Source organism: Sphingobacterium siyangense (genome assembly GCF_007830445.1).
Classification (GTDB): Bacteria; Bacteroidota; Bacteroidia; order Sphingobacteriales; family Sphingobacteriaceae; genus Sphingobacterium; species Sphingobacterium siyangense.
In genome coordinates this window covers 216,186-238,207 of the sequence record NZ_VLKR01000004.1, presented here as the reverse complement: position 1 = coordinate 238,207, position 22,022 = coordinate 216,186, and the positions used below count along the sequence as shown (strand labels likewise).

Genomic DNA, 22,022 nt, shown 5'->3' with positions numbered 1-22,022 from the left:
TTATATTATGGCAACATTGTCTTCACAAATGAATCTGATCGTTGAGAAAACGAAAAATTTAATTCAATTGTGCGAAGTCTTGCAAGAAGAAAATGATTTGCTTAAATTAGAGGTACAATCCTTAAAAGTGGCTTTCGATGCGAGCAACGATAAGAGCAAGCAATTGGAAGAGAAGGTCAAAGCGTTGGCAGTTGCCCGTACGTTAGATTCTGAAACGGATAAGGAAGCAATTAATGAAAAAATACTTGACACAAAACAAAAAATTAACGATTTTGTGCGGGAAATAGACAAGTGTATTAGTTTGTTGAAATAGTTGGGAGAAGTGTTATCGGATTCAAACTAATACAACGTTAAAAAGCTCAAAGAAATGGGAGAGATTTCCATAAAAATAAATATCGCAGATCGTGTTTATCCCCTTCGGGTGGAGAGCGCGGAGGAAGAAGTAATTCGACACGCTGCGAAATTGATAAATGAAAAAGTAAAGGAATTGCAGGAAAACTATACTGTGAGAGATAAGCAGGATTTGTTATCCATGTGTGTATTGCAATTTGCGACGCGTATGCTTAATGCAGAGCGGCAGTCTCAAAACCACGAAGTGGGTTTGGAAAATTCAGTACAGGAACTTGATCAGTTGTTGACGGATTTCTTTAAAAAATAAATTTACGTTCTTTATATTTAGAGCTTAAACGACGAATTTGCCGCAATTAAATTCGGGTTGTCACTATTTTAAACTTAACGCTTCAATATTACAGGCGCAAAAAGATATAGGCCATTTTGCGAAAGCCATCTGGGTCATAATCTAAGCCTAATTATGTAATCACGAAGTTTAATAATACATGAGACCTGTTTAAATTTAATTGCGGTTTTTTTTTTGTCATGAAGTACTGATGCACTTATCGGGATCGCTACTGAGTTGGCGCATACCAAAGGTAAGGGGGCAGGCTGATTGATGATTTTACTGGAATTTGAATATAATTAATAAAAACAAACATAAATAATACAATTATACATACATGGACATCGCAATTTATAGCATAATTTCTCTGATTGTTGGTGTTGTTATAGGTCGTTATCTATTGGTTCTGTTATTTAAAAAACAAGAGCAGGAAGCCAAGGATAAGGTAAATAGCATACTGAAAGATGCAGAGCAGGAAGGGGAACATATTAAAAAGAAACGCCTATTAGAGGCCAAAGAAAAGTTCCTTCAATTAAAATCTGAACACGAAAAGGAAGTCAATCAACGTAACAATACCATCAACCAAAAGGAAAATACGTTAAGACAAAAAGAACAGTCAATTAACCAAAAGCTGGAAAACATCAATCGCGATAAGCAAGATGTGGATACCAAGAAAAAGCAATTGGATAAATTGGTTGAACTGAATGAAAAGAAATCTGAAGAAGTAGAAACGCTCAAATTACAACAGATTAAGCAATTGGAAAGTATCGCTGGCGTCACTGCTGACGAAGCAAAAAATCAATTGGTGGACTCGTTGCGCGAAGAAGCCCGCTCACAAGCGATGATTCAAATCAAAGATATTGTGGATGAGGCCAAATTGACGGCGACTAAAGAGGCGAAAAAGGTTGTTATTCAGACCATCCAACGTACTGCTACAGAATCTGCAATCGAAAATACGGTTTCAATTTTCAATATCGAAAATGATGAAATCAAAGGTCGTATTATTGGTCGTGAAGGTCGTAATATTCGTGCATTGGAAGCTGCAACAGGCGTAGAAATCATTGTAGACGATACACCTGAAGCAATTATCCTATCTGGTTTCGATCCCGTACGTCGCGAAATAGCGCGTTTGGCTTTACACCGTTTGGTAACAGATGGTCGTATCCACCCGGCACGTATTGAAGAGGTTGTTGCTAAGACAAGGACGCAAATAGAGGATGAAATCGTTGAAATTGGTGAACGTACCGCGATCGATTTGGGAATCCATGGTTTGCACCCCGAATTGATTCGTATGGTAGGGCGTATGCGTTACCGTTCGTCTTACGGACAGAATCTTCTACAACACTCGCGTGAGGTAGCTAATTTTGCAGCAACAATGGCGGCAGAACTAGGTCTGAATGTTAAACATGCGAAACGTGCTGGATTACTACACGATATAGGTAAAGTGCCTGATGATAATCCGGAGTTGCCACACGCTATTTTAGGGATGCAACTTGCAGAGAAATACAAGGAACACCCTGATGTATGTAATGCAATTGGTGCTCACCATGATGAGATCGAAATGACTGCCTTAATATCTCCGGTTGTTCAGGCTTGTGACGCGATCTCTGGTGCACGCCCGGGCGCACGTCGTGAGGTTGTGGAAAGTTATATCAAGCGCCTAAAAGAGTTGGAAGATTTGGCTTTATCGTATCCTGGGGTTGAGAAAACCTTCGCGATACAAGCTGGCCGTGAGCTACGTGTCATCGTTGAGAGTGAGAAGGTGTCTGATGCACAGTCGGAAATACTAGCTGCTGATATCTCTAACCGTATTCAAACGGAAATGACTTATCCAGGGCAAATTAAAGTAACTGTAATTCGTGAGACAAGATCAGTGTCTTACGCAAAATAGATCCTAAGGATCCATTATAAAAAAAGCTCCAAACATTTCGTTTGGAGCTTTTTTTATGCAATTCTACACGTTTTTCCTTCAACTTGATCATTTCAGCCATTCCATTCTCCAAAGGATGGACTTAATATCGGAAAAATTCCATCAGATCTGTCACCGTAGCCAATAGATAGGTCGGATCTTCCTGTTCGAGTTCGGCTTGGCTACCATAGCCATACAGTACACCAATAGCATCCATGCCTGTTTCTCGGGCACCAATCAGATCATGTTTGCGATCTCCGATCATGAGGCAGTCTTGTGGACGTGTTAACTTGGCCTTTTCCATGACATATTGGATGACACTGGTTTTGGTCGGTCTGGAATCGTCCAAAGCGCTTCCACCCGCAAAATCAAAATAGGTATTTATAGCAAAGTGCTGTAATATTTTGTGGGCGAAAATTTCGGGTTTGGAGGTCGCAAGGTAGATGTTGTACCCTTTTGTTTTCAGCAATGCTAAAAGCTCGGGTATGCGATCAAACAGGATATTCTCATACAGCCCTATGGTTGAAAAGCGTTCCCGATATTTTTCTACACAGGCAATAGCTTCGCTTTCCTCAAATCCAAAGGTATGTATGAAAGAATCTTTAAGGGGCGGGCCGATCAAGGGTTTGAGGCTATTCAGATCTGCTGTATGGATGCCTTTGGATTCCAAGGCATAGGCAATACATTTCGTAATTCCTTCTGCGGGGTCGGTCAGGGTTCCGTCCAGATCAAATAAGATATGTTTGTAAGACTTCATGCTGCAATATTACGGAATAGAATAGGAGTAAGCGAGTTTGTATGCTCTGAAAGCATATAATGACCTGCAGCAGACCAAAAAATAAGGAATATTATCATCTTTAAGGCCTAAGGCATGCCCAATATTTGTTAAATTTGCCGAATGAAACAAAAGAAGAAAGTTCAAGAAGTAGAACCTTTACGTCCCGTAGATAAGTATTTTGCGGAGCTGGATGCTAATTTTCAGGATCCGACCAACCGTCTGATTCAAGCCATCTTTTTACCATTATTGTTTTTTGGTATTATGGGCTGCATCTGGATGATCCCATTTCCACAGTTCGAGTTCTTGGTCAAACTCAATTGGCATACTTTTTTGAATTGGGGCTCTTTCTTCATCGCTATTGTCATTTACTATTATTTAAAGCTGTCTGCAACGTTGTCCTATGCGATATTATTCTCTATCGGGGGGATGAGTTTCTTTATTGTGCAATTGGAATACACTCAAAAGAATGGTGGCCCGGCTGTCATCTGGGTGTGTTTGGGAATCGCATTGCTAGCTATTGCCGCGCTGTTTATCGGTAAGGGAAAGGAAAAGAAGAAAATTACAGGACAGCAGTTTCTACAGTTTTTACTTGTCGGACCGATATGGTTGTGGCATTTTGTCTTTAAAAAATTGAATTTAAGATATTAACTGAGCTGTTTTTAGGTGCTGATTGTACTATTTATAATCGTAGCCTAATCGGGATGCTTGTAGATAAAAGAAAAGGGCCAAATTGCTTGCAATTTGGCCCTTTTTATGTTGCTGTAGTTATGCACAGCTGGTTCAGAATACAGCTAGCTTTTGTAATTGAACCATTTGATGATTTCTTTGAGACTTGCTTTTTTACCATAGATCAAAATACCGACACGATAGATGCGGGCAGCAACCCAGGTCACAAATAAGAAGGTCAGTATGAGCAAGGTCAATGAGGTCAGAATCTGCCATAGGGGTACACCAAAAGGTATGCGAACGAGCATAGCGATGGGAGAGGTGAATGGAATAAAGCTTAACCATGTTGCAATCGGTCCATTGGGATCGTTGATAATGACGCCAAAAGAAAGAATATAGGTCAATAGCAAAGGCATGGTAATGGGCATTGAAAACTGATTGGCCTCTGTTTCATTGTCGACAGCTGAACCAGCAGCAGCGAAAATAGCACTATACAGCAGATATCCGGCAATAAAAAACAGAAAGAAGAAAATGATGACTTCCGTGAAATTAAAGCTTTGGATCGAAGTAAGGATAGAAGCAGAATCATTCTGGGCCATTGCTTTTGATACGGTACTCATATTACCGGCTCCAGGTTGGCTTGCGGCAACCTCCTGCATATCCTGAGGATTGACAAATAGGAGCGTTGCTGTGATAAATAAGCCTCCTGTAAGCACTAGCCACATGACAAATTGTGTCAGTCCAACCATACCGATCCCAACAATTTTACCCATCATGAGCTGAAAGGGTTTGACCGAGGAAATAATGACTTCGATGATACGGTTGCTCTTTTCTTCGATAATACCACGCATTACCTGGGCACCATAGAGAAACAGCGATAGGTATACTAAGATAGCCAAAGCGACACCAAGCCCCATTGCAATGGCTGTATTGCTGTTCTTTTCTTCACCGTCTGCTGTTATTTCTTTTGCATCGATGGTGACTTTGGGTTTAATGGACTGGATAATCTGCAGGTCGATTCCCTTGGCTTTATATTCCTTTTCACGGATGATTTCTTCCAACTGGCCGCTAATGATCTCCTGTGTGACAAAACTTGTCTTGCCGCCGGTAATCAGTTCGGCTCTTTCGCTTGTTAAAATATCTTTTGGAATATAAAGGATCGACTGTTTTCCTTCGCTTTGTGTAAGCTGCGCTTTTTGAGCCTGGAGGTCCAATTTGGATATGGTATAACTTACATTTTTATTGCTTTGGAGTTTGCTGGCAAAGTCGCCTTGCTCATCTAAAATAAAGACTTCGGTGTGCGAATCTTTGAAGCTCTTTTTTGTCAGATAAAACATGCCTGCATACAGTGCGAAAAAGAACAGGGGCACGGCAAAAGTCATGACAATAAAAGATTTTTTCTTGACACGTGATAGGTATTCCCGTTGGATGATAAGTAATATTTTATGCATGATCGTTAGCTGTGGGTGAGACTTGTGTGACTTTTTGGATGAAAATATCCGCCATGGAGGGAACGATTTCAATGAGTTGATTGAGCTGTATTTGGGGTATGAAACGCATTAATACATCATTGATATGGCTGTTGTTATTTAGCTGAATTGTAGTGATGTATGTTTTTTCATTCTTTGTTGACGTGATGACCTCAAATAGGGTGTCGTCGGACAGAAGAAAATTATCTTCGCTTGCTGTATATTCCAATCGATAGGTTTGATTTCGGTATTCTTTTTTAATCGCTTGTACAGAACCATCCAGTATTTTTTTTGATCGGTTGATGAGAGCGATATTATCGCAAAGCTCTTCCACAGTCTCCATGCGGTGTGTGGAAAATATAATGGTCGCACCTTCTTGATTTAAGCGGAGAATCTGTTCTTTTATGATATTGGCATTTACGGGATCAAATCCCGAAAAGGGCTCATCTAAGATAATCAATTGTGGTTGGTGAATGACTGTAGCGACAAATTGTACTTTTTGCTGCATCCCTTTACTCAGATCTTCTATTTTTTTGTCTAACCAGGATGTGATGTCCAGGCGTTGGCACCAATCTCGGATGCGTGTTAAGGCTTCTCGCTTGGAAAGCCCCTTAAGCTGCGCCAAATACAACATTTGATCACCGATTTTCATTTTTTTGTACAAACCCCGCTCTTCGGGTAAATAGCCGATTTGAGCAATATGCTGTGGGCCCAAGGGTTCGCCATTAAACAGAATTTCGCCGGAATCGGGGGCGGTAATTTGGTTAATAATACGGATCAGGGATGTTTTTCCCGCCCCGTTTGGCCCCAATAGCCCAAAAATCTTACCCTTTGGGATTTGAATGGATACATCGTCCAATGCACGGTGATTGGCGTAATCTTTGGTGACATGATTGATTTCGAGTAACATCTATTTTAAGGTTTAATTTATTCGTTCTTTGGGTTTTTAAGAACATTGCTTTTTTTCCAAAGACTGACGTTTATTTATGTAGTTAGTATCTTGTACGGCTGAATTGTTACAGCATCCCTGAAAAATTTTATGCATATTTTCGCTTCGGAATACGTTTATTCGTTTGACTAATCGTTTGTAGTGAAAGTTAAAAATAATTAGGGACATTTTATTATCCTGCCCATAAAATCGGAAGTCGAGCTTTTTTATGGAATAGAAGCCGTACAAATCTTGTCAAAGGGATTCATTTAACGTACCTTTGTTCCATGGAAGTGAAAAAAGCCGAATTCGTGTGCAGTAACACGAGAGTTGACAAATTACCTGCACCTAATTTGCCGGAATATGCGTTTATCGGACGTTCAAATGTCGGTAAATCATCGTTGATCAATGCAATGACCAACAAGAAAGGACTTGCCAAGACCTCCCAAAAACCTGGTAAGACGCAGTTGATCAATCATTTTATCATCGACGATACATGGTATTTGGTGGATTTGCCAGGTTATGGTTTTGCTAAGGCCTCTAAAACAAGTCGTAATGAATGGGAAAAGTTCATCCGGAGATATCTTACCCATCGGGACAATTTGCAATGTGTTTTTGTGTTGGTGGATAGCCGTCATGAACCACAAAAGATTGATCTTGATTTTTGCTATTGGTTGGGCGAATGCGGTTTACCATTTATGTTGGTTTTCACCAAAGCCGATAAGCAATCGACTGTTAAATCCGATGCGAATATTGCGAAATTTAAAAAATCATTGCTCCAATGGTTTGAGGAGGTGCCGCCGATTTTCCTAACGTCAGCGGAGAAGAAAATGGGTCATGAGCCTATTTTAGAAGCTATCGATGAAGTTAATGGCCGATTTGTTCGCCCTGAACTCGACGGAAACGAACAGTTTTAGCTAGATTTTAAGTTCAGATGAAAAAATACTTGTCCTTAGTTTTATTTGCCCATAGTGTATTTGCATTGCCATTTGCCTTTATTGGCTTCTTTTTGGCATTGCACACAACGGACTATGCCTTTTCGTGGAAATTATTGGTTTTGATGCTCGTTTGTATGGTGACGGCCCGTAATGCTGCCATGGCATTCAATCGTTATCTGGATAGAGATATTGATGCCATTAATCCAAGAACGGCCATGCGTGATATTCCTGCCGGAAAAATTTCCGCTAAAAATGCATTGGTTTTTACGCTGGTAAATTGCCTGATTTTTATTGCAGCGACGTATTTTATCAATTCTCTTTGCTTTATGTTGTCGCCCATTGCACTTTTTGTCGTGCTTTTTTACTCCTATACAAAGCGCATAACACCCTTATGCCATCTTGTATTGGGAGCAGGGCTGGGATTGGCTCCAATAGGCGCATATATGGTTATTACAGGTCAATTTGCGACCGTTCCGGTACTTTATGGTTTCGCTGTGTTGACCTGGGTGAGTGGCTTCGATATTATTTACGCTTTGCAGGACGAAGCCTTTGATCGGGCAAATCATCTTAATTCTATACCCGTGTGGTTAGGAACGAAGGGAGCTATGCGCGTTTCGGAATGCCTGCATGTGTTTTCTTTTATATTTATTTTAATACCAGCATTTTTGATGCCGGTAGGCTGGATTTATTATTTAGGTGTGGCCTTTTATGGGGCATTGCTGATTTACCAGCATACCCTGTTTTCATCGACTAATTTAAGTCGGGTCAATCGCGACTTTATGACAACAAATGGTTATGCCTCGGTGATTTTTGCGGTATTTTACCTCTTGGATATCTGGTTGATCAAATAAACGTTTTAGCATAAAATAAGAAAGGCTTTAGGAATTCCTAAAGCCTTTCTTATTTTTGCATCTAAACCAATACACATGCTATGAAGAAAAGTATTCTTTTTAAGTCTATTTTATGTTTGTCATTGTCTTCGCAGGCGCAAAAGCTGTCGAATTATGTCATTCAATATAATCAAAGTTTCAATGGGAATACAGCTGCCAATCAAAATGCCATTCTAGTCTATGCCAATGAAAAGGAGACTTTTGTTAGTTCGGCAAAAGAAATGAACGGACAGTTGGCGCCGCCATACGAACGGGTTGTGGTGGAGCGTTCTGGAGGCAATGCCTTACTTAAAATTGCTAAACTCAAAGACGGATCAATCATTCTAACCAAAGATTCGCTCGCACTTTCGAAACAAAAATTTAACGCCACAAACGAGACTAAAACAATCTTGGGCTATCCCTGTAAAAAAGTGGAGACGAGCATCAATTCCAATAAAATAGAAGTTTGGTATACCGATAAATTAGGGGTCAAAGGTGCACCCACGGAACTTGGTCAGGACCTTGGTTTGGTACTCGAGGTAATCCGCAATGGGAATACACGTACCTTTGCCACCAAAGTAGAAAAGGTAAAGACTATACCGGATCAACTGAGGCTGAAAGGAACTGAAAAACCTTACGATGAACTTTCCTATAAAGATCTTATCTGGAAGAACCGTTTTATCCAAATACCTGTTTTTCGGAAGGAGAGTATACGTTTTTCGGATGGTGTAAAGTCGGATTCTATTTTGCGTTTTGCTAATGGGACAGTTTTGGTAAAAAAGGTGAAAATCCCAAAAATAAAGACAAGCGACAATGTATTTGTGCAGTTGGTCGAACAATCGAAAGGTGATGCCTATGATCGTACTGGATCAGTTTTTATCATCCCCACCAACAAGGCGCAGAGCTTTTTGGATGGCATGAAAAATGGTATGGGTACCCTTCCTAAGTATGAAAATGGCAATGGTAAAGCCTATCAAGGGGTTGTAAAAACAGCATCCTTTGAGCCTATTGTTGAATTGATGCGTTTCTTTACACCTTTTGGTGTTAAGCAGTTTAACTATCTTCAGTTAAAGGATAAGGTTTGGCAAGACTCGGTGCTGTACCGTCAGGACGTAACCGAATTGGCCGGTATGTTGAGCGAGCAGGAGGTCTATGTGGGTGCCTTCATTGGTAACTATGATAAAAATGGACATGAGGTGAGTGTGGAGCTGACGATACATCCGGGATTCGATGCCGAGTCAAAAGGCAGTCTGAAAAAGACGATGTCTTTATTTACGACGACCAATGTCATGGAAATGGGCGGTCAGGAGTACGGATCTATGTTTGATAAGGAGAAAGGTCTTACTGTTTCATTTCATTTGGACCAGGATGCTAAAAATGTGCAATTACGCTACATTACCACAGGGCATGGAGGCTGGGGCAATGGTGATGAGTTTGTGCCTAAAGAAAACCGCATTTTCCTAAACGATTCATTGCTCTTTAAATACACCCCTTGGCGCAATGATTGCGGTTCGTATCGTTTATCGAACCCCGCTTCAGGCAATTTTGCTACAGGGCTGTCTTCATCCGATCTGAGTCGCTCCAATTGGTGTCCAGGTACAGTAACACCGCCGATCTACATTGATCTGGGGGATTTAAAAGCTGGAGACCATACGATGCAGGTACAGATCCCACAGGGAGCGCCTGAAGGAACAAGTTTCAGCAGCTGGAATGTGACGGGTACCTTGTTATTCGATTAATTAGTTTTTCATTGCTGTCATGTGCAATAATGCTATTGCACATGACAGCAATATTCCTTCGTTTTTAAGACAAAGATTAAAGGGGGTAGGCCGTCTCGCTTTTTGTCTCCGATAATACAAAGTAGGTCTGTACGGTGTTTACTTGAGGTAATACGGCCAGTCGATGCCGCAGAAAAATATGATAAGCATCCATATCTTTGGTTGCTATACGTAACATAAAGTCGTAAGAGCCTGCCATTTGGTAACATTCCATCACTTCCGGGAATTTAGCCACCTCTTTTTCGAATTCATTCAATACTTCAAACGTATGCGCCTTGAGAAAAACCTGGGAAAATGAGATTAACCCAATGCCTATCTTGTGGCGGTCCAAAATTGCCACCGTTTTTTTGATGTAACCCAACCGCTTTAGCTTTCTAACACGTTCATGAACAGCTGCAATAGATTTGTTGAGTTCAAAGGATAGGGCTTTGTTACTCATTGAGGCATCTTGCTGTAGGAGGCGCAATAATTTTACATCGATTTCATCCAATTCCATAATCTGAATATTTTCGGTACGGCTGTAAAAATACGCTATTGTTCTGAATTATTTATTGGTTTTTATGTCTTTTAATTTAATTTTTATTGAAATTATGATGATGTATTGAATATTATCTTGTCAATGGTCAATTTTGCAACAGAATAATCATTTATAAGAAATGGCTGAACAAGAATTATTAAGTGCGTGTCTGTCACCTGCATTGGACAAGAGATTCAAACATCTGTGGCGATTAGTTGGAAATACACCGATGTTGGAACTACAGTATACTTACAAAGGTAAACCGGGGCGAATTTTCGTGAAATGTGAGAACTACAATCTGACCGGTAGCATTAAGGATAGGATGGCTCTTTATATTCTATACAAAGCGTATATGAATTGTCAGATTCGCCCGACTGATGTTGTTATTGAAGCCACGAGTGGAAATACAGGGATTGCTTTTTCAGCAATCGGCAAAGCGCTTGGTCATCAAGTAAAGATTATTATGCCTAACTGGCTGAGTAAGGAGCGTACCGATATTATTCGAAGTATGGGGGCGGATATTCAGTTGATAAGCAAGGAGGAAGGTGGTTTTTTAGGAAGTATTCGTTTAAGTGAAGAGCTTGCTGCAAAGGGCGGTGTTTTTCTTCCACGGCAATTTGAGAATCAATATAATGCCGAAGCGCATGAGAAAACTACAGGTTACGAGATTGTAAAGCAACTGGAAGAACAGGGCTTAGTTGCTGATGCTTTTGTTGCTGGTGTGGGAACTGGTGGTACGGTAATGGGTGTGGGTAGAAGCTTAAGAAAAGTAAACCCAAATGTTCGTGTACATCCGCTGGAACCGGCAGAAAGTCCAACTTTGACTACAGGACATAAAGTAGGTTCACACCGTATTCAGGGAATATCGGATGAGTTTATTCCTGCTATTGTGGATTTAGATGAACTCGATACTGTCGTTTGTGCGAATGATGGTGATTCCATTATCATGGCGCAGAAACTATCGCGCCAGTTGGGATTGGCTGTTGGTATCTCTTCGGGAGCAAATGTAATCGGAGCGATTAAATTACAACAGGAGCTGGGTGATGAGGCTGTCGTGGTGACGCTACTTTGTGATGATAACAAAAAATACCTAAGTACTGATTTGGTGAAAGACGAGCCGGTAAAAGAAGGATATCTTTCTACAGACGTTGATTTTTCGGGTTTTCAACCGATCTGTAGACTGCCAAATCCGGTATTTGGCGCTTAAAAAGATTTAGTTTCATATGTTTATAGTTAACTCGGGGAGTCTCTAGCTCCTCGGGTTTCATTTATTCAAAAACCAATATATACCTAAGAATAACACAAAATGAAAGTCAATTTCAAATTATTTATCCTTCTCATGTTGCTGATAGCGCCTGTGGCCATGTTTGCTCAAGCGGATACAACAACAAACAAGTTGGAGGGGCTTGAGTTTACGGATGGTACGATCAGTCCCGATTCACTATCTTTTGAGGAATCTCCGGATACCGTTACCGTAAAGGCCGACTCGAACAAGACCACAGTAGCGGCAGTAGCAACAGGTGAAAAAGCTGCTGGGGCAGAAAAGAAATCATTGTGGAGTATCTTTATTGCAGGCCTTATAGGCGGTTTTGCAGCATTATTGATGCCTTGTATTTTTCCGATGCTACCCCTGACGGTGAGTTATTTTACGAAACAGTCGGGAAGTCGTGCCAGTGGTATCAGTAAAGCCCTGTTGTATGGATTATTTATTATTGTGATTTATGTTGCTTTGGGGATGATTATCACGATCGCATTCGGATCTGATGCACTCAATGCGCTTTCGACTAACGGCATATTCAACTTCATTTTCTTTTTGTTGTTGGTTGGATTTGCGGCATCTTTTTTTGGTGCATTTGAAATTACTTTACCAAGCTCCTTTGTCAATAAAATGGATGCCAAATCAGATAAAGGTGGTTTGGTCGGCTTGTTCTTTATGGCCTTCAGCTTGTCATTGGTTTCATTTTCTTGTACAGGACCGATTATTGGGACGTTGTTGGTTGAGGCAGCTTCGAAAGGGGAAAGATTAGGTCCAGCAATTGGGATGTTGGGATTCTCCATTGCTCTAGCCATTCCTTTTGGTTTGTTCGCCATGTTTCCTTCCATGCTTAAATCCTTGCCGAAATCCGGTGGTTGGCTGAATAGTGTAAAAGTAGTATTGGGATTTTTGGAACTCGCTTTAGCATTGAAATTTTTATCCAATGTCGACTTAGCTTACCACTGGAATTGGTTGGATAGAGAGGTGTTCCTGTCGCTATGGATTGCTATTTTTGCTTTGATGGGTCTATACTTGATTGGCAAGATAAAGTTCTCCCATGACAGTGAGCTGAAATTCCTATCTGTTCCCAGAACGATCTTGGCAATTGTTGTTTTTTCTTTTGTGGTCTATATGGTGCCCGGTTTATGGGGAGCACCTTTAAAATCGATTTCTGCTTTTTTACCACCATCGGCAACACAAGACTTTGATCTTTCTTCGGGTGTAAGCTCTGGTGCTGCTGCACATTCAGACGGGAAGGTGAAAAAATATGCTGAAATTTTTCATGAAAGAGGCACGCCAAAAGGATTTGATCCTTATTATGATTACGACCAGGCATTAGCTACGGCTAAAGAATTAAACAAGCCCGTTTTAATCGATTTTACGGGTTGGAATTGTGTCAATTGTCGTAAAATGGAAGCGAATGTTTGGACAGACCAAGCGGTGGCCAAATTATTAAAAGAAGAGTTTGTTATGGCCGAGCTTTTTGTGGATGATAAGACCGAGCTGGCTGCCAATGAACAATTTGTTTCCAAATATAGCGGCAAAAAGATCAATACAATCGGTAAGAAAAATAGCGATTTTCAAGCTGCCACATTCGATAGCAATTCACAGCCACTGTATGTAATTGTCGATCCGACGGGCAAAAAACTGGTGCCTCAGAGCGGTGCCAACTACAATGTAGAAGAGTACAAGGCATTCCTGCAAAGTGGTGTGGATGCATTTAAACATAAAAACTAACCATCGTCATATTCTAATTTTATCCTCCTTGTTATGTGCAAGGGGGATTTTTTTTGATAAAATATCGCTTTTTGTGTCTCCAGGGCTTATGCAGTGGGGCTGTCTTCGTATTGTCTTCGTATTGTGTTCGTACCAGCTTCGGACGGGGACAATCTTGCAACATATATTGACCAAACCCTGACCAGATATTTCCTGTTCGGGGTCTGTTCAACAACTGTACAGCACCTGTTCAATATCTGTTGCTTGTCCGAAGCAGGTACGAAGCAGGTACGAATCTTTCCCCGAACCCTACCTGAGGTGAATGTGCCGCCCCCACCAAATAATCCAGGCTTTTCGCCGTCGCAGCCTTCATATCCGTCACTACCATTTTATTTTCCAACTTATCCTCCAGGTGGCGATGGTGGTGATGGAGCTGATGTTGCGGAAGCATAAGGCAAAAAAAGAAGCCCTGTCATTTGTATGAACAGAGCTTCAAATTATACTATAAATTTATGGAAACTATTAGAAGTCAAATTTGACCCGAGCACGAATACCCCAGGCTGGTGCATCGACGTGATCAAGGTAATTTAGACGTTTTACGTAGTCTACACGTAATATTTTAAAGATGTTGGATAGACCGATACTAGCTTCCATATAAGGTTCTGAACCGAACGTATAGGAGCTTTGTGTGCCATCCGCATTGTGCTGCCAAGTGAATACCTTTGAACCATAGTTAGGGTCGTCGGGATTGTTTTCTTTACGCAGTCCACCGTATACTCCTTTGAAGCTAAATACCTCACGTAATTTAAGTTTTTTGATCAACGGAATCTTGTTCAAAAGGAAACCGTTCATATAATACTGCACGTTCAATGAGGCATTATGATCACTGACAAACTCAAGGAAGTTCATTAAGTTGTATGAATTTAATTGATAAGCATAGGTCTGATTGGCACGATGGATCGTCAAGAAAGGGAAAGGGATCTCTTTACCGGCAATATAATTTCCTTCTGCGGTCACGTCGGCATAGCCAAATTGACTCAAATAAAAGCGTTTGAATGCACCAAGATTAAAGTTGTGGTAATTGTACTCACCCTTCGCTAATCCTTTGATACCAGCGGTATAATTGAACGTGAAGATCGGATATTGATTGAATATAGGTGTCCGGTAAATCTTTCCTTGATAAAACTCTTCATGAGGAGCGTATCTGAAATTTACAGACACTTCGGTCGAGTTCAGTTCATTGAACAGTCTACTTTCATTGTTGGCATCAACCATTTGGTAAGTCAGACTTCCAGCAGGTGTTTGTCTGTTGATATTGAAAGCAGCGCCAATAGCCAGGTGATTTAAAAATTCTTTTTTATACTCTAAGCCATAATTTGTCTCATAGATGTAACGGTCGTTATCTCCGCGTTTGAAAGATAGCAAGAAGTTGTCTTCTTGAATAAATTCCAGTTTTTGTCCAGGAATCTTCGTATCCTTTTTATAAGAGGCCCTGATGTAGTGCATCGGGAAGGAGTATACTGATTTATTGTTGAACGCATAAGTTCCACTGAAAAAGTATTTCCATTTCTGATCTTTAAAACCATAGGCCGCATAAGTTTCAGCATAGAAACGCTTGCTTAACGATTCTGTCGTACGTCCGCCGACACGTAAACGGAAACCTTCTACGGGGTTAAAGCTATAGAATGTATTGACTGGGCCGATTTCAACTGGGCCAGCCTGTTTGTATCCTGACAGCAATAACGCGGCGATATCCATGAACGAACGGAATGAAGGGATCTTTTGTAATGTATCAATATTATGATAGATGTTCAGTTCGTTTTGCGCAAGGGCAAGCGGTCGTTGTGTTTCAAATAAGGATTTTGTCGCTTTCTTATTTTCGACGTTATAGGCAATAACCGTAGACGGACCATCATAGGTACTATCAGGTTGCTGAATGCCGACTTTGTAATTGTTGTAATCCACTGTTCGGCTTCCACGTATCCCCATGCCTTTTTCCGTTAAAGAAAAATCAATACCCAGGGTGCTTGTTTTTAGGTAGAAGCGACTTTTGCTGTCTTTCTCAAATTTAAGCTGTATCTGAAGGTCACGGACAAAGTTTAGATTAATGTCATCAGCAACAGTCATATTGGCGCCCTGCACGGCATAATTGCCGTCCAAGGTAACGTACAGTTGACCTTTGAATAACATGTCCGCCTTGTTGCGTGGAAAGAAGCTTAATTCGACCAACCAAGGTTGTACAGTCTTAATCGTATCCGTAATAAAAAACTTATAAAAAGTAGGTGCGGAGTTTGCAATCGGACTTAAGAACTGATTGGTAACCAATGAAATGTTGTTGTCATAAATATCAACTTGTTCGTACAATTTATTGAAATAGGCTGTCAGACCATCGTTGTCAATAAATCTTGGATCAAATTGTGCACGTTGGTCACCAAGGATATACTGTTTGGTTTTGCTTGGATCTTTACGGTAATATACCTTGGACATTTTTTCTTCAATGAAAGCAGGCAAAACATATTTGTTGGCAGTTTTAGCCGAGTCGTCCGTTTCAAAAAGAAATTGATAGTTTTTGAATATTTTTTTATTGACAAATTTCTCCGATAGATTGCTTAATCCTAAAGACATCTTCTCGTATTGGTCAAATTCAGCATATTGTTGCCCTGAAAGTCTGTTTTTTTCCTTATTCTCGATGACTTTTCGGATCAATGCGACAGCAGGATTATCTTTGTTGCTGTATTTTTTCTTTTTGGCCTTGACGACAACTTCTTCCAGCATGTTGTCCTGTTGATCCATCAGAATTTCTTTTGTTTGCGTGGCATCATTCGTAACAAAAGCGTCTTTGCTGTCATAACCAATGTAACTTGCTCTGATTTTTACATAAGATGTTGGAAAGACAAGTTTGTATTCACCATTTGCATTGGTCGATGTTGTGGTTCCAGCAGAAGCCGGTGCGCCAACAACGGCTACGGTAGCATAGGGTATAGGATTCTTGGTCTTTGCATCTCTAACGGTGCCGGTTACGGTTTTGTTTTGGGCAAAAGCCATAGACACCGTTAGCACGAGCGTTATCGAAAAAAAGAGTTTAGTTATGAAGGTTGTTGCGTTTATTTTAGCTCTCATTATATTGCTATAATCTTGAAAATTCAAAATTGTTTTCCTGTTTCTACTTTATTTTTGACTTTATAGGTATTAAAATCAAAAAATCAGTGAACAAAGGAAACAAAAAATTAAGAATAATTAAAATTTTATTGTAATGTAATAAAGGAAAGTAATTGAATTACATTCCCGTGTAAACAGTTGTTTTTTAATTATTTATGTTAAATTATTGATTTGGGTCAATAAATTTTGCATTACATTTTGACTTGGCGATGATTTTCCGCTGCTTTATTTACTGACTTTTGTAACGATATAGTCAGCGCTATCAAAAATCTGGCTCGATTTCGAAGGTTATTTCTTGCTTGGAACGAGGATGAATAAAGGTAATTGAAGCTGCGTGGAGGTGTAATCTATTGGCTTTTCTGCCATAGAGATCGTCACCAACAATAGGTGTATTTAGGCCATTTGGATGGACGGCATGCATGCGAAGCTGATGGGTGCGGCCAGTCAAGGGGTAAAACCTGACCCTCGTTTGATTATTTGCTATCGCAATTTTTTCCCATTTTGTCTGCGCTGGCTTGCCATAAGTGTAGCAGACCATTTGCCGGGGTCTATCATCCAGATCTACGCGAAGTGGGAGATCGATCAAACCTGATGCGGCTTCGATAATACCATCCAGTAAGGCAATGTATGTTTTTTTGATGGTATGTTGTATAAATTGATCCTGAATAAATTTATGCGCCTCTTTGTTTTTGGCAACAACCAACAAGCCGGATGTAGACATGTCGAGGCGGTGGATAATAATCGGTCCCGCATTTGGGTAGCGTTGAAGAATACGGTTGTAGACCGAATCCTTTACATATATTCCGGGGACAGACAGAAATTCGGCCGGTTTGTTGATAATGATGATATCCTCATCTTCGTAAATTTGAGGAAGTGCTATATCCAAAGTCGTTTCCTGTTGCATGGGATTGGGATCTACGACCAAGCCTTCGAGCATATACCCTAAAATCGGTTCACATTTTTTGCGGCAGGCAGGGTAGTAGTTTTTGTGCCTGCGTATTTCAGATGCAGGTGAGCAGCCCCACCAGAATTCGGCCAGAGCAAGGGGTGTTAACTGGTTTTCATAAGCATATTGCAGCAATTTTGGCGCTGCGCATTCCCCCGATCCGGCAGGCGGTGTTGTGCGGTCAAATTCATCGAATATGCCGACTACATTTTTGTGTTGCCCTTTTGCATTGCGAAAATTATATTGTTCGAAAAGCTGTTTTTGAAGATTTCCTGAGCGCATTTTACGTTCCTCTTTTAGCGCAGTAATCGTCGATAGCAACTGGTGTAAATGGTTACTTTCTGTCTCCAGGGCCAAATGCATTTCATATTGAAAACGTTGAAGCTGTTGTTTGTCTTTTAAACTCTGGCTCCGCATGTCTTCCATCAATAACTCGTACTCCGCATCCGATAAAGTGACCTTCAATTTTGTACGGGTTTCTTTGCGTTCCTTCTTTTGAATTCTCAATTTCGATTTTAGTTCATCGAGTGATTTATCCCATCCGTTTTTTAATAGACCAAGATTACGTTGGGCGTTTGCCAGCTCTTCACTTGCTTCAAGATTTTCTATTTTTCGGTTCAGCGCATTGAGATGCACCTCTTCGTTTAGGAAAAAACTGTTTTCTTCCAACATATCGAAGATGGGAGGTACAAAATGCCGGTGTTTGTTGCTTCCGGCCAGTTTTCCCGAAACAGCGGCAAGGTAGCCAAGCTCATTATGTTGGTTTCTGACAACCAGTACACCGAACATTTTTCCAATAGCGAGTCCCTCCACGGCGGAGTCTAGGCCAAAATTGTGGGTCCAATCGCTTTGGGTTTCGATGTAGTATTGGAGTTCTTGTGCGGCAGTGACGGCAAGGGGGTGCGGTTCATAGCAAAATGGAAAAGTAAATCGTATCGGAAGTTCAATAGCTGAAATATCCTGTTTGAATTGATGAAAATATGTATTGTTGTCCATTTTGTCCGCAGCGCTCCCTCAAAATAAAGATGTTCGCAAAAATACAACATTATGTGCTTTAAATAATAGCTTGATCGATTTTTGTTTAAAATGTTTCGTATATAAGATACTGTTTAGGTTTAATTGCTGTCGACAAAGATCAAGGTCACTCCAGCTTCGGTATTTTCATTTTTTCGGTATAGCAAACCCTTTGCAGCTATACGATATACAAGTCGGTTTTGGCATAATGGGTTGAGGTAACTGTTGTGAATTTGAGTGGCTTTTTATTTGGTTTTTACCGCATTTTTGGGTAAATTTAACTAAGCATTTAAAACATATAGTTAACAAAAGATTATACATATGAAAACTTCAATTGGAATTAAAGATGCGGACTTGAAAAAAGTTGCAAAGTTGCTAAATGTGCTGTTGGCAGATGAACACATTATCTACATGAAAACGCGCAACGCGCATTGGAATGTAGAAGGTGCGGATTTTCATGCTGCTCACTTATTTTTGGAATCACAATACGATGAACTAGCTGAAGTGATCGATGAAGTAGCAGAACGTGTACGTACTTTAGGGCATTATGCGGTAGGTACGTTTGATAAATATTTGAAATTGACTCGTTTAACGGAGTCTGCTTCAGAAAAAACCGACAGTCAGTCCTATTACAAGGAATTGTTGGCTGACCATGAATCTATAGCGATGTCAATTCGTGCCGATATTTCCGTGGTTGAAGGAACTGCAGATAATGGTACGGAGGACTTTTTGGTCGGATTATTAGAAAAGCATGAGAAGATGGCTTGGATGCTTCGTGCGCATTTCATTAAGTAAGCTGTAGAACTTTATCCACAGGTATTGAAAAAAATCCCGTCTATCCCGATAGGCGGGATTTTTTTTTGTGTTTTGTTGTCAGCGCAGGATTAATTTTCTATCTTAAAGAGGAATTAAGCCTTCAGAAACTTTTTAACATATTACAACTATGCTTGAAGACGACAACCTAAATCAAACCACACTAAATGAGGAGGAAAATGATGGTACTTTGGAGAGTATGCATCATGTGAATAATCCGGTATTGGATTTACCTAAAATTGAAAAGAAATACCTTGAAACCATAGTAGCCCACAATCAAAACGATAAGTCCTATTATTTTTCTGACGGCAAAGCCAAGGTAGAAATTAAGATCGTCACGGACGAGATCGTCAGGGTTCGGCTGGCTCCACAAGGGACTTTTTTGGAGGATTTTTCCTATGCCTTGGCCAAGAAAGATCATCGTGTTAGTATACATCAATGTAAGGAAGAGACTGACCATTATCTGGTTCATACGAATACAATTTCTTGTAAGATCAATAAGAATGACTTTTTGATTTCTTTTGCTGATCGTTCAGGGAAGCTGTTTAACGCTGATTTGGCACCGATGCACTGGGAGGAAAATCCCGATTTTGGAGGTTACTATGTATATAGCACGAAAGTGGCCTTTGAAAATGAAGCTTTTTATGGACTTGGGGACAAGGCGACTAAATTGAATCTGAGAGGTAAAAGGCTTAAAAACTGGAATTCAGATACCTATGCTTTTGCTTACGATCAAGATCCATTGTATAAAACTATTCCATTTTATATCGGCTTAAAAGATGGTGAGGCCTATGGGATTTTCTTTGACAATACCTTTAAAACGTATTTTGATTTCGCTGCGGAAGATCCGGGAAAAACAAGCTTTTGGTCCGAAGGCGGGGAACTGCAGTACTATTATATCCATGGTCCGCATATTATCGATGTTATCCGTCGTTATCATACGTTGACAGGTACGCATTACCTGCCACCCTTGTGGGCAATTGGCTACCACCAGTGTCGTTGGAGCTACTATCCCGAAGCGAATGTCCGGAAGGTTGCTGAGGAGTTTCGGAAGCGACAGATTCCATGTGATGCTATTTACCTAGATATCGATTACATGGAAGGATACCGCTGTTTTACCTGGAATAAACAGTATTTTCCTAATCCTAAAAACATGATCAGCGATTTGGCCAATGATGGTTTTAAAACCGTGGTGATGATCGATCCGGGTATTAAGGTTGATGAGAACTACTGGGTGTTCAGGGAAGGAAAAGAGAATAAATATTTTTGTCGTCGAGGGGACGATTATTTTATGGAAGGATTTGTATGGCCCGGACGTTGTCAATTTCCTGATTTTACCAATCCGGAGGTTCGCCAATGGTGGGGCACATTATACCAGGGGCTTGTGGAAGATGGTGTTGCAGGCTTCTGGAACGATATGAATGAGCCGGCGGTATTTGGCCGCGGAACATTCCCCGACGATGTACGTCACCAATACGACGGCCATCGGGGGTCACATCGTAAGGCACATAATGTCTATGGCATGCAGATGGTCCGTGCTACCTATGATGGCTTAAAGAAATTGTATAAAAATAAGCGCCCATTTACCATTACCCGAGCGGCTTATGCGGGTACACAACGCTATTCGTCGGTTTGGACCGGCGATAATCTGGCGAGTTGGGAACACCTCAAGCTGGGAACCTTGCAATTGCAGCGTCTATCGACTTCGGGGATGTCCTTCTGCGGAACAGATATCGGTGGATTTACGGGCGAACCCGACGGCGAGTTATTTACGCGATGGATGCAATTTGGCGTTTTCTCGCCCTTTATGCGTGTGCATTCTGCCGGCGATACCCGCGATCGTGAGCCCTGGAGTTTTGGGGAGAATTGGGAAAAGATCAATCGGAAATTTATCGAACTCCGGTATAAGTTGTTGCCGTATATCTATACCTGTTTTTGGGAGCAGACCAAGTATGGTTTTCCAATATTACGCCCGATTTCCATGGTCGAGCAGCATATACCGACCAACTGGCAACGTGAGGAGGAATTCTGTTTTGGGGATAAAATATTGGTGTCCCCGGTATTGCAGCCAGGACAAAAAAGCAAGATTGTCTATCTACCCGAGGGCACTTGGTTCTATTATTTCAATAATGAAATCTACGTGGGCGGTAAGGAACATACGGTCGCCACGCCGATTGATGAAATGCCGATTTTCATTCGCGGGGGATCTGTTATTCCTGAATATCCGGTGATGCAATATACTGGTGAAAAGAAAATTGAGGAGCTACAGCTCAATGTTTACTTCGCTGAAGGAGTAACCCGTTCGTATGTGTATTCAGATCATGGCGACACCTTTGCGTATGAACAAGATATCTATCTTGAAAAATGTTTTACGGTTTCAGGGCTCAAAGAATCCTTGTCGATCAAACAAACCAGAGATGGGCTTTTTACAGAGCGATACGAAGAATATAAACTACAGTTGATCGGCCTGCCTTTTCAAGTAAAGAAGGTGAAGACCGATGGTATTGATACGAAAGTACAAGTAGATGAAAAGGGGCGGTATTGGATTAATGTCGCACGAGAATTTGATAACATATTGATAGAAGGTTAAA

General features: G+C 40.8%; 18 protein-coding genes. 11 read left to right on the top strand and 7 right to left on the bottom strand.

All coding sequences use genetic code 11. The annotated features are described in order from the left end of the window. The first annotated feature begins 7 nt into the window (after positions 1-7). The 3 genes from IQ31_RS06255 to rny all read left to right on the top strand — a co-directional run bounded on the left by IQ31_RS06255 (position 8) and on the right by rny (position 2,567). Complete coding sequence (locus IQ31_RS06255) at positions 8-313, top strand: hypothetical protein (protein WP_046675830.1); 306 nt, start codon at positions 8-10, stop codon at positions 311-313. 54 nt (positions 314-367) lie between these two features. Next, positions 368-658, top strand: a complete 291-nt coding sequence (locus IQ31_RS06250) for a cell division protein ZapA (protein WP_046675831.1) — start codon at positions 368-370, stop codon at positions 656-658. A 355-nt stretch (positions 659-1,013) separates the two neighbouring features. Then, positions 1,014-2,567: a ribonuclease Y gene (gene rny / locus IQ31_RS06245; protein ID WP_088161054.1), complete on the top strand. Its 1,554-nt coding sequence runs from the start codon at positions 1,014-1,016 to the stop codon at positions 2,565-2,567. 121 nt (positions 2,568-2,688) lie between these two features. On the opposite strand, the gene IQ31_RS06240 is transcribed toward rny, so the two are convergent. After that, positions 2,689-3,342: an HAD-IA family hydrolase gene (locus IQ31_RS06240; protein WP_145327468.1), complete on the bottom strand. Its 654-nt coding sequence runs from the start codon at positions 3,340-3,342 to the stop codon at positions 2,689-2,691. A 141-nt stretch (positions 3,343-3,483) separates the two neighbouring features. Here IQ31_RS06240 and IQ31_RS06235 point away from each other — a divergent pair, with 141 nt between their 5' ends. Next, complete coding sequence (locus tag IQ31_RS06235; RefSeq protein WP_145327467.1) at positions 3,484-4,011, top strand: DUF962 domain-containing protein; 528 nt, start codon at positions 3,484-3,486, stop codon at positions 4,009-4,011. 143 nt (positions 4,012-4,154) lie between these two features. Here IQ31_RS06235 and IQ31_RS06230 read toward each other — a convergent pair whose 3' ends face one another. Both IQ31_RS06230 and IQ31_RS06225 read right to left on the bottom strand, forming a co-directional pair. Then, positions 4,155-5,480, bottom strand: a complete 1,326-nt coding sequence (locus IQ31_RS06230) for an ABC transporter permease (protein WP_145327466.1) — start codon at positions 5,478-5,480, stop codon at positions 4,155-4,157. Then, a complete protein-coding gene (locus tag IQ31_RS06225) occupies positions 5,473-6,408 on the bottom strand; it encodes an ABC transporter ATP-binding protein (protein WP_145327465.1) in 936 nt (311 codons plus the stop codon). Before IQ31_RS06225 ends, IQ31_RS06230 begins: the two co-directional genes overlap by 8 nt. Before the next feature lie 305 nt (positions 6,409-6,713). Between IQ31_RS06225 and yihA the strand changes: the two genes are divergently transcribed. The 3 genes from yihA to IQ31_RS06210 all read left to right on the top strand — a co-directional run bounded on the left by yihA (position 6,714) and on the right by IQ31_RS06210 (position 9,972). Further along, on the top strand, positions 6,714-7,343 hold the full coding sequence (gene yihA / locus IQ31_RS06220) for a ribosome biogenesis GTP-binding protein YihA/YsxC (protein WP_075991997.1): 630 nt from the start codon (positions 6,714-6,716) through the stop codon (positions 7,341-7,343). 17 nt (positions 7,344-7,360) lie between these two features. Next, on the top strand, positions 7,361-8,215 hold the full coding sequence (locus IQ31_RS06215) for a UbiA-like polyprenyltransferase (protein ID WP_120334694.1): 855 nt from the start codon (positions 7,361-7,363) through the stop codon (positions 8,213-8,215). Positions 8,216-8,295: 80 nt separating this feature from the next. Beyond that, positions 8,296-9,972: a PNGase F N-terminal domain-containing protein gene (locus IQ31_RS06210; RefSeq protein ID WP_145327464.1), complete on the top strand. Its 1,677-nt coding sequence runs from the start codon at positions 8,296-8,298 to the stop codon at positions 9,970-9,972. Between the two features lie 76 nt (positions 9,973-10,048). On the opposite strand, the gene IQ31_RS06205 is transcribed toward IQ31_RS06210, so the two are convergent. After that, positions 10,049-10,507, bottom strand: a complete 459-nt coding sequence (locus tag IQ31_RS06205; RefSeq protein WP_046675839.1) for an Lrp/AsnC family transcriptional regulator — start codon at positions 10,505-10,507, stop codon at positions 10,049-10,051. A 160-nt stretch (positions 10,508-10,667) separates the two neighbouring features. On the opposite strand from IQ31_RS06205, the gene IQ31_RS06200 reads away from it, so the two are divergent. Further along, positions 10,668-11,735, top strand: coding sequence for a PLP-dependent cysteine synthase family protein (locus tag IQ31_RS06200; RefSeq protein WP_088161060.1), 1,068 nt, complete (start codon positions 10,668-10,670; stop codon positions 11,733-11,735). A 99-nt stretch (positions 11,736-11,834) separates the two neighbouring features. Beyond that, positions 11,835-13,520, top strand: coding sequence for a protein-disulfide reductase DsbD family protein (locus IQ31_RS06195; RefSeq protein ID WP_145327463.1), 1,686 nt, complete (start codon positions 11,835-11,837; stop codon positions 13,518-13,520). A gap of 229 nt (positions 13,521-13,749) precedes the next feature. Here the strand turns inward: IQ31_RS06195 and IQ31_RS06190 are convergent, their stop codons facing one another. From IQ31_RS06190 to IQ31_RS06180, 3 genes are all read right to left on the bottom strand, one after another. Further along, a complete protein-coding gene (locus IQ31_RS06190; protein WP_145327462.1) occupies positions 13,750-13,950 on the bottom strand; it encodes a hypothetical protein in 201 nt (66 codons plus the stop codon). A gap of 71 nt (positions 13,951-14,021) precedes the next feature. Continuing rightward, positions 14,022-16,619 (bottom strand): DUF5686 and carboxypeptidase-like regulatory domain-containing protein, encoded by a 2,598-nt coding sequence (locus IQ31_RS06185; RefSeq protein ID WP_244294377.1) that lies wholly within the window; start codon positions 16,617-16,619, stop codon positions 14,022-14,024. Between the two features lie 301 nt (positions 16,620-16,920). Beyond that, positions 16,921-18,600 carry an RluA family pseudouridine synthase gene (locus IQ31_RS06180; protein ID WP_145327461.1) on the bottom strand — a complete coding sequence of 560 codons (1,680 nt, stop codon included), beginning with the start codon at positions 18,598-18,600 and terminating at the stop codon, positions 16,921-16,923. Positions 18,601-18,939: 339 nt separating this feature from the next. Here IQ31_RS06180 and IQ31_RS06175 point away from each other — a divergent pair, with 339 nt between their 5' ends. Both IQ31_RS06175 and IQ31_RS06170 read left to right on the top strand, forming a co-directional pair. Continuing rightward, the gene (locus IQ31_RS06175) at positions 18,940-19,413 is read left to right on the top strand and encodes a Dps family protein (RefSeq protein WP_145327460.1); all 474 of its coding nucleotides are present in this window, start codon (positions 18,940-18,942) and stop codon (positions 19,411-19,413) included. A 148-nt stretch (positions 19,414-19,561) separates the two neighbouring features. Beyond that, positions 19,562-22,021: a glycoside hydrolase family 31 protein gene (locus tag IQ31_RS06170; RefSeq protein WP_145327459.1), complete on the top strand. Its 2,460-nt coding sequence runs from the start codon at positions 19,562-19,564 to the stop codon at positions 22,019-22,021. The last annotated feature ends 1 nt before the right edge of the window (position 22,022 follow it).

Coding starts and splice junctions, on each gene's coding strand:
- IQ31_RS06205 (WP_046675839.1), bottom strand. CDS start 10,507: ATGGAATTGGATGAAATCGATGTAAAATTATTGCGCCTCCTACAGCAA.
- IQ31_RS06230 (WP_145327466.1), bottom strand. CDS start 5,480: ATGCATAAAATATTACTTATCATCCAACGGGAATACCTATCACGTGTC.
- IQ31_RS06235 (WP_145327467.1), top strand. CDS start 3,484: ATGAAACAAAAGAAGAAAGTTCAAGAAGTAGAACCTTTACGTCCCGTA.
- IQ31_RS06190 (WP_145327462.1), bottom strand. CDS start 13,950: ATGCTTCCGCAACATCAGCTCCATCACCACCATCGCCACCTGGAGGAT.
- IQ31_RS06175 (WP_145327460.1), top strand. CDS start 18,940: ATGAAAACTTCAATTGGAATTAAAGATGCGGACTTGAAAAAAGTTGCA.
- yihA (WP_075991997.1), top strand. CDS start 6,714: ATGGAAGTGAAAAAAGCCGAATTCGTGTGCAGTAACACGAGAGTTGAC.
- rny (WP_088161054.1), top strand. CDS start 1,014: ATGGACATCGCAATTTATAGCATAATTTCTCTGATTGTTGGTGTTGTT.
- IQ31_RS06185 (WP_244294377.1), bottom strand. CDS start 16,619: ATGAGAGCTAAAATAAACGCAACAACCTTCATAACTAAACTCTTTTTT.
- IQ31_RS06240 (WP_145327468.1), bottom strand. CDS start 3,342: ATGAAGTCTTACAAACATATCTTATTTGATCTGGACGGAACCCTGACC.
- IQ31_RS06250 (WP_046675831.1), top strand. CDS start 368: ATGGGAGAGATTTCCATAAAAATAAATATCGCAGATCGTGTTTATCCC.
- IQ31_RS06170 (WP_145327459.1), top strand. CDS start 19,562: ATGCTTGAAGACGACAACCTAAATCAAACCACACTAAATGAGGAGGAA.
- IQ31_RS06210 (WP_145327464.1), top strand. CDS start 8,296: ATGAAGAAAAGTATTCTTTTTAAGTCTATTTTATGTTTGTCATTGTCT.
- IQ31_RS06215 (WP_120334694.1), top strand. CDS start 7,361: ATGAAAAAATACTTGTCCTTAGTTTTATTTGCCCATAGTGTATTTGCA.
- IQ31_RS06200 (WP_088161060.1), top strand. CDS start 10,668: ATGGCTGAACAAGAATTATTAAGTGCGTGTCTGTCACCTGCATTGGAC.
- IQ31_RS06255 (WP_046675830.1), top strand. CDS start 8: ATGGCAACATTGTCTTCACAAATGAATCTGATCGTTGAGAAAACGAAA.
- IQ31_RS06180 (WP_145327461.1), bottom strand. CDS start 18,600: ATGGACAACAATACATATTTTCATCAATTCAAACAGGATATTTCAGCT.
- IQ31_RS06195 (WP_145327463.1), top strand. CDS start 11,835: ATGAAAGTCAATTTCAAATTATTTATCCTTCTCATGTTGCTGATAGCG.
- IQ31_RS06225 (WP_145327465.1), bottom strand. CDS start 6,408: ATGTTACTCGAAATCAATCATGTCACCAAAGATTACGCCAATCACCGT.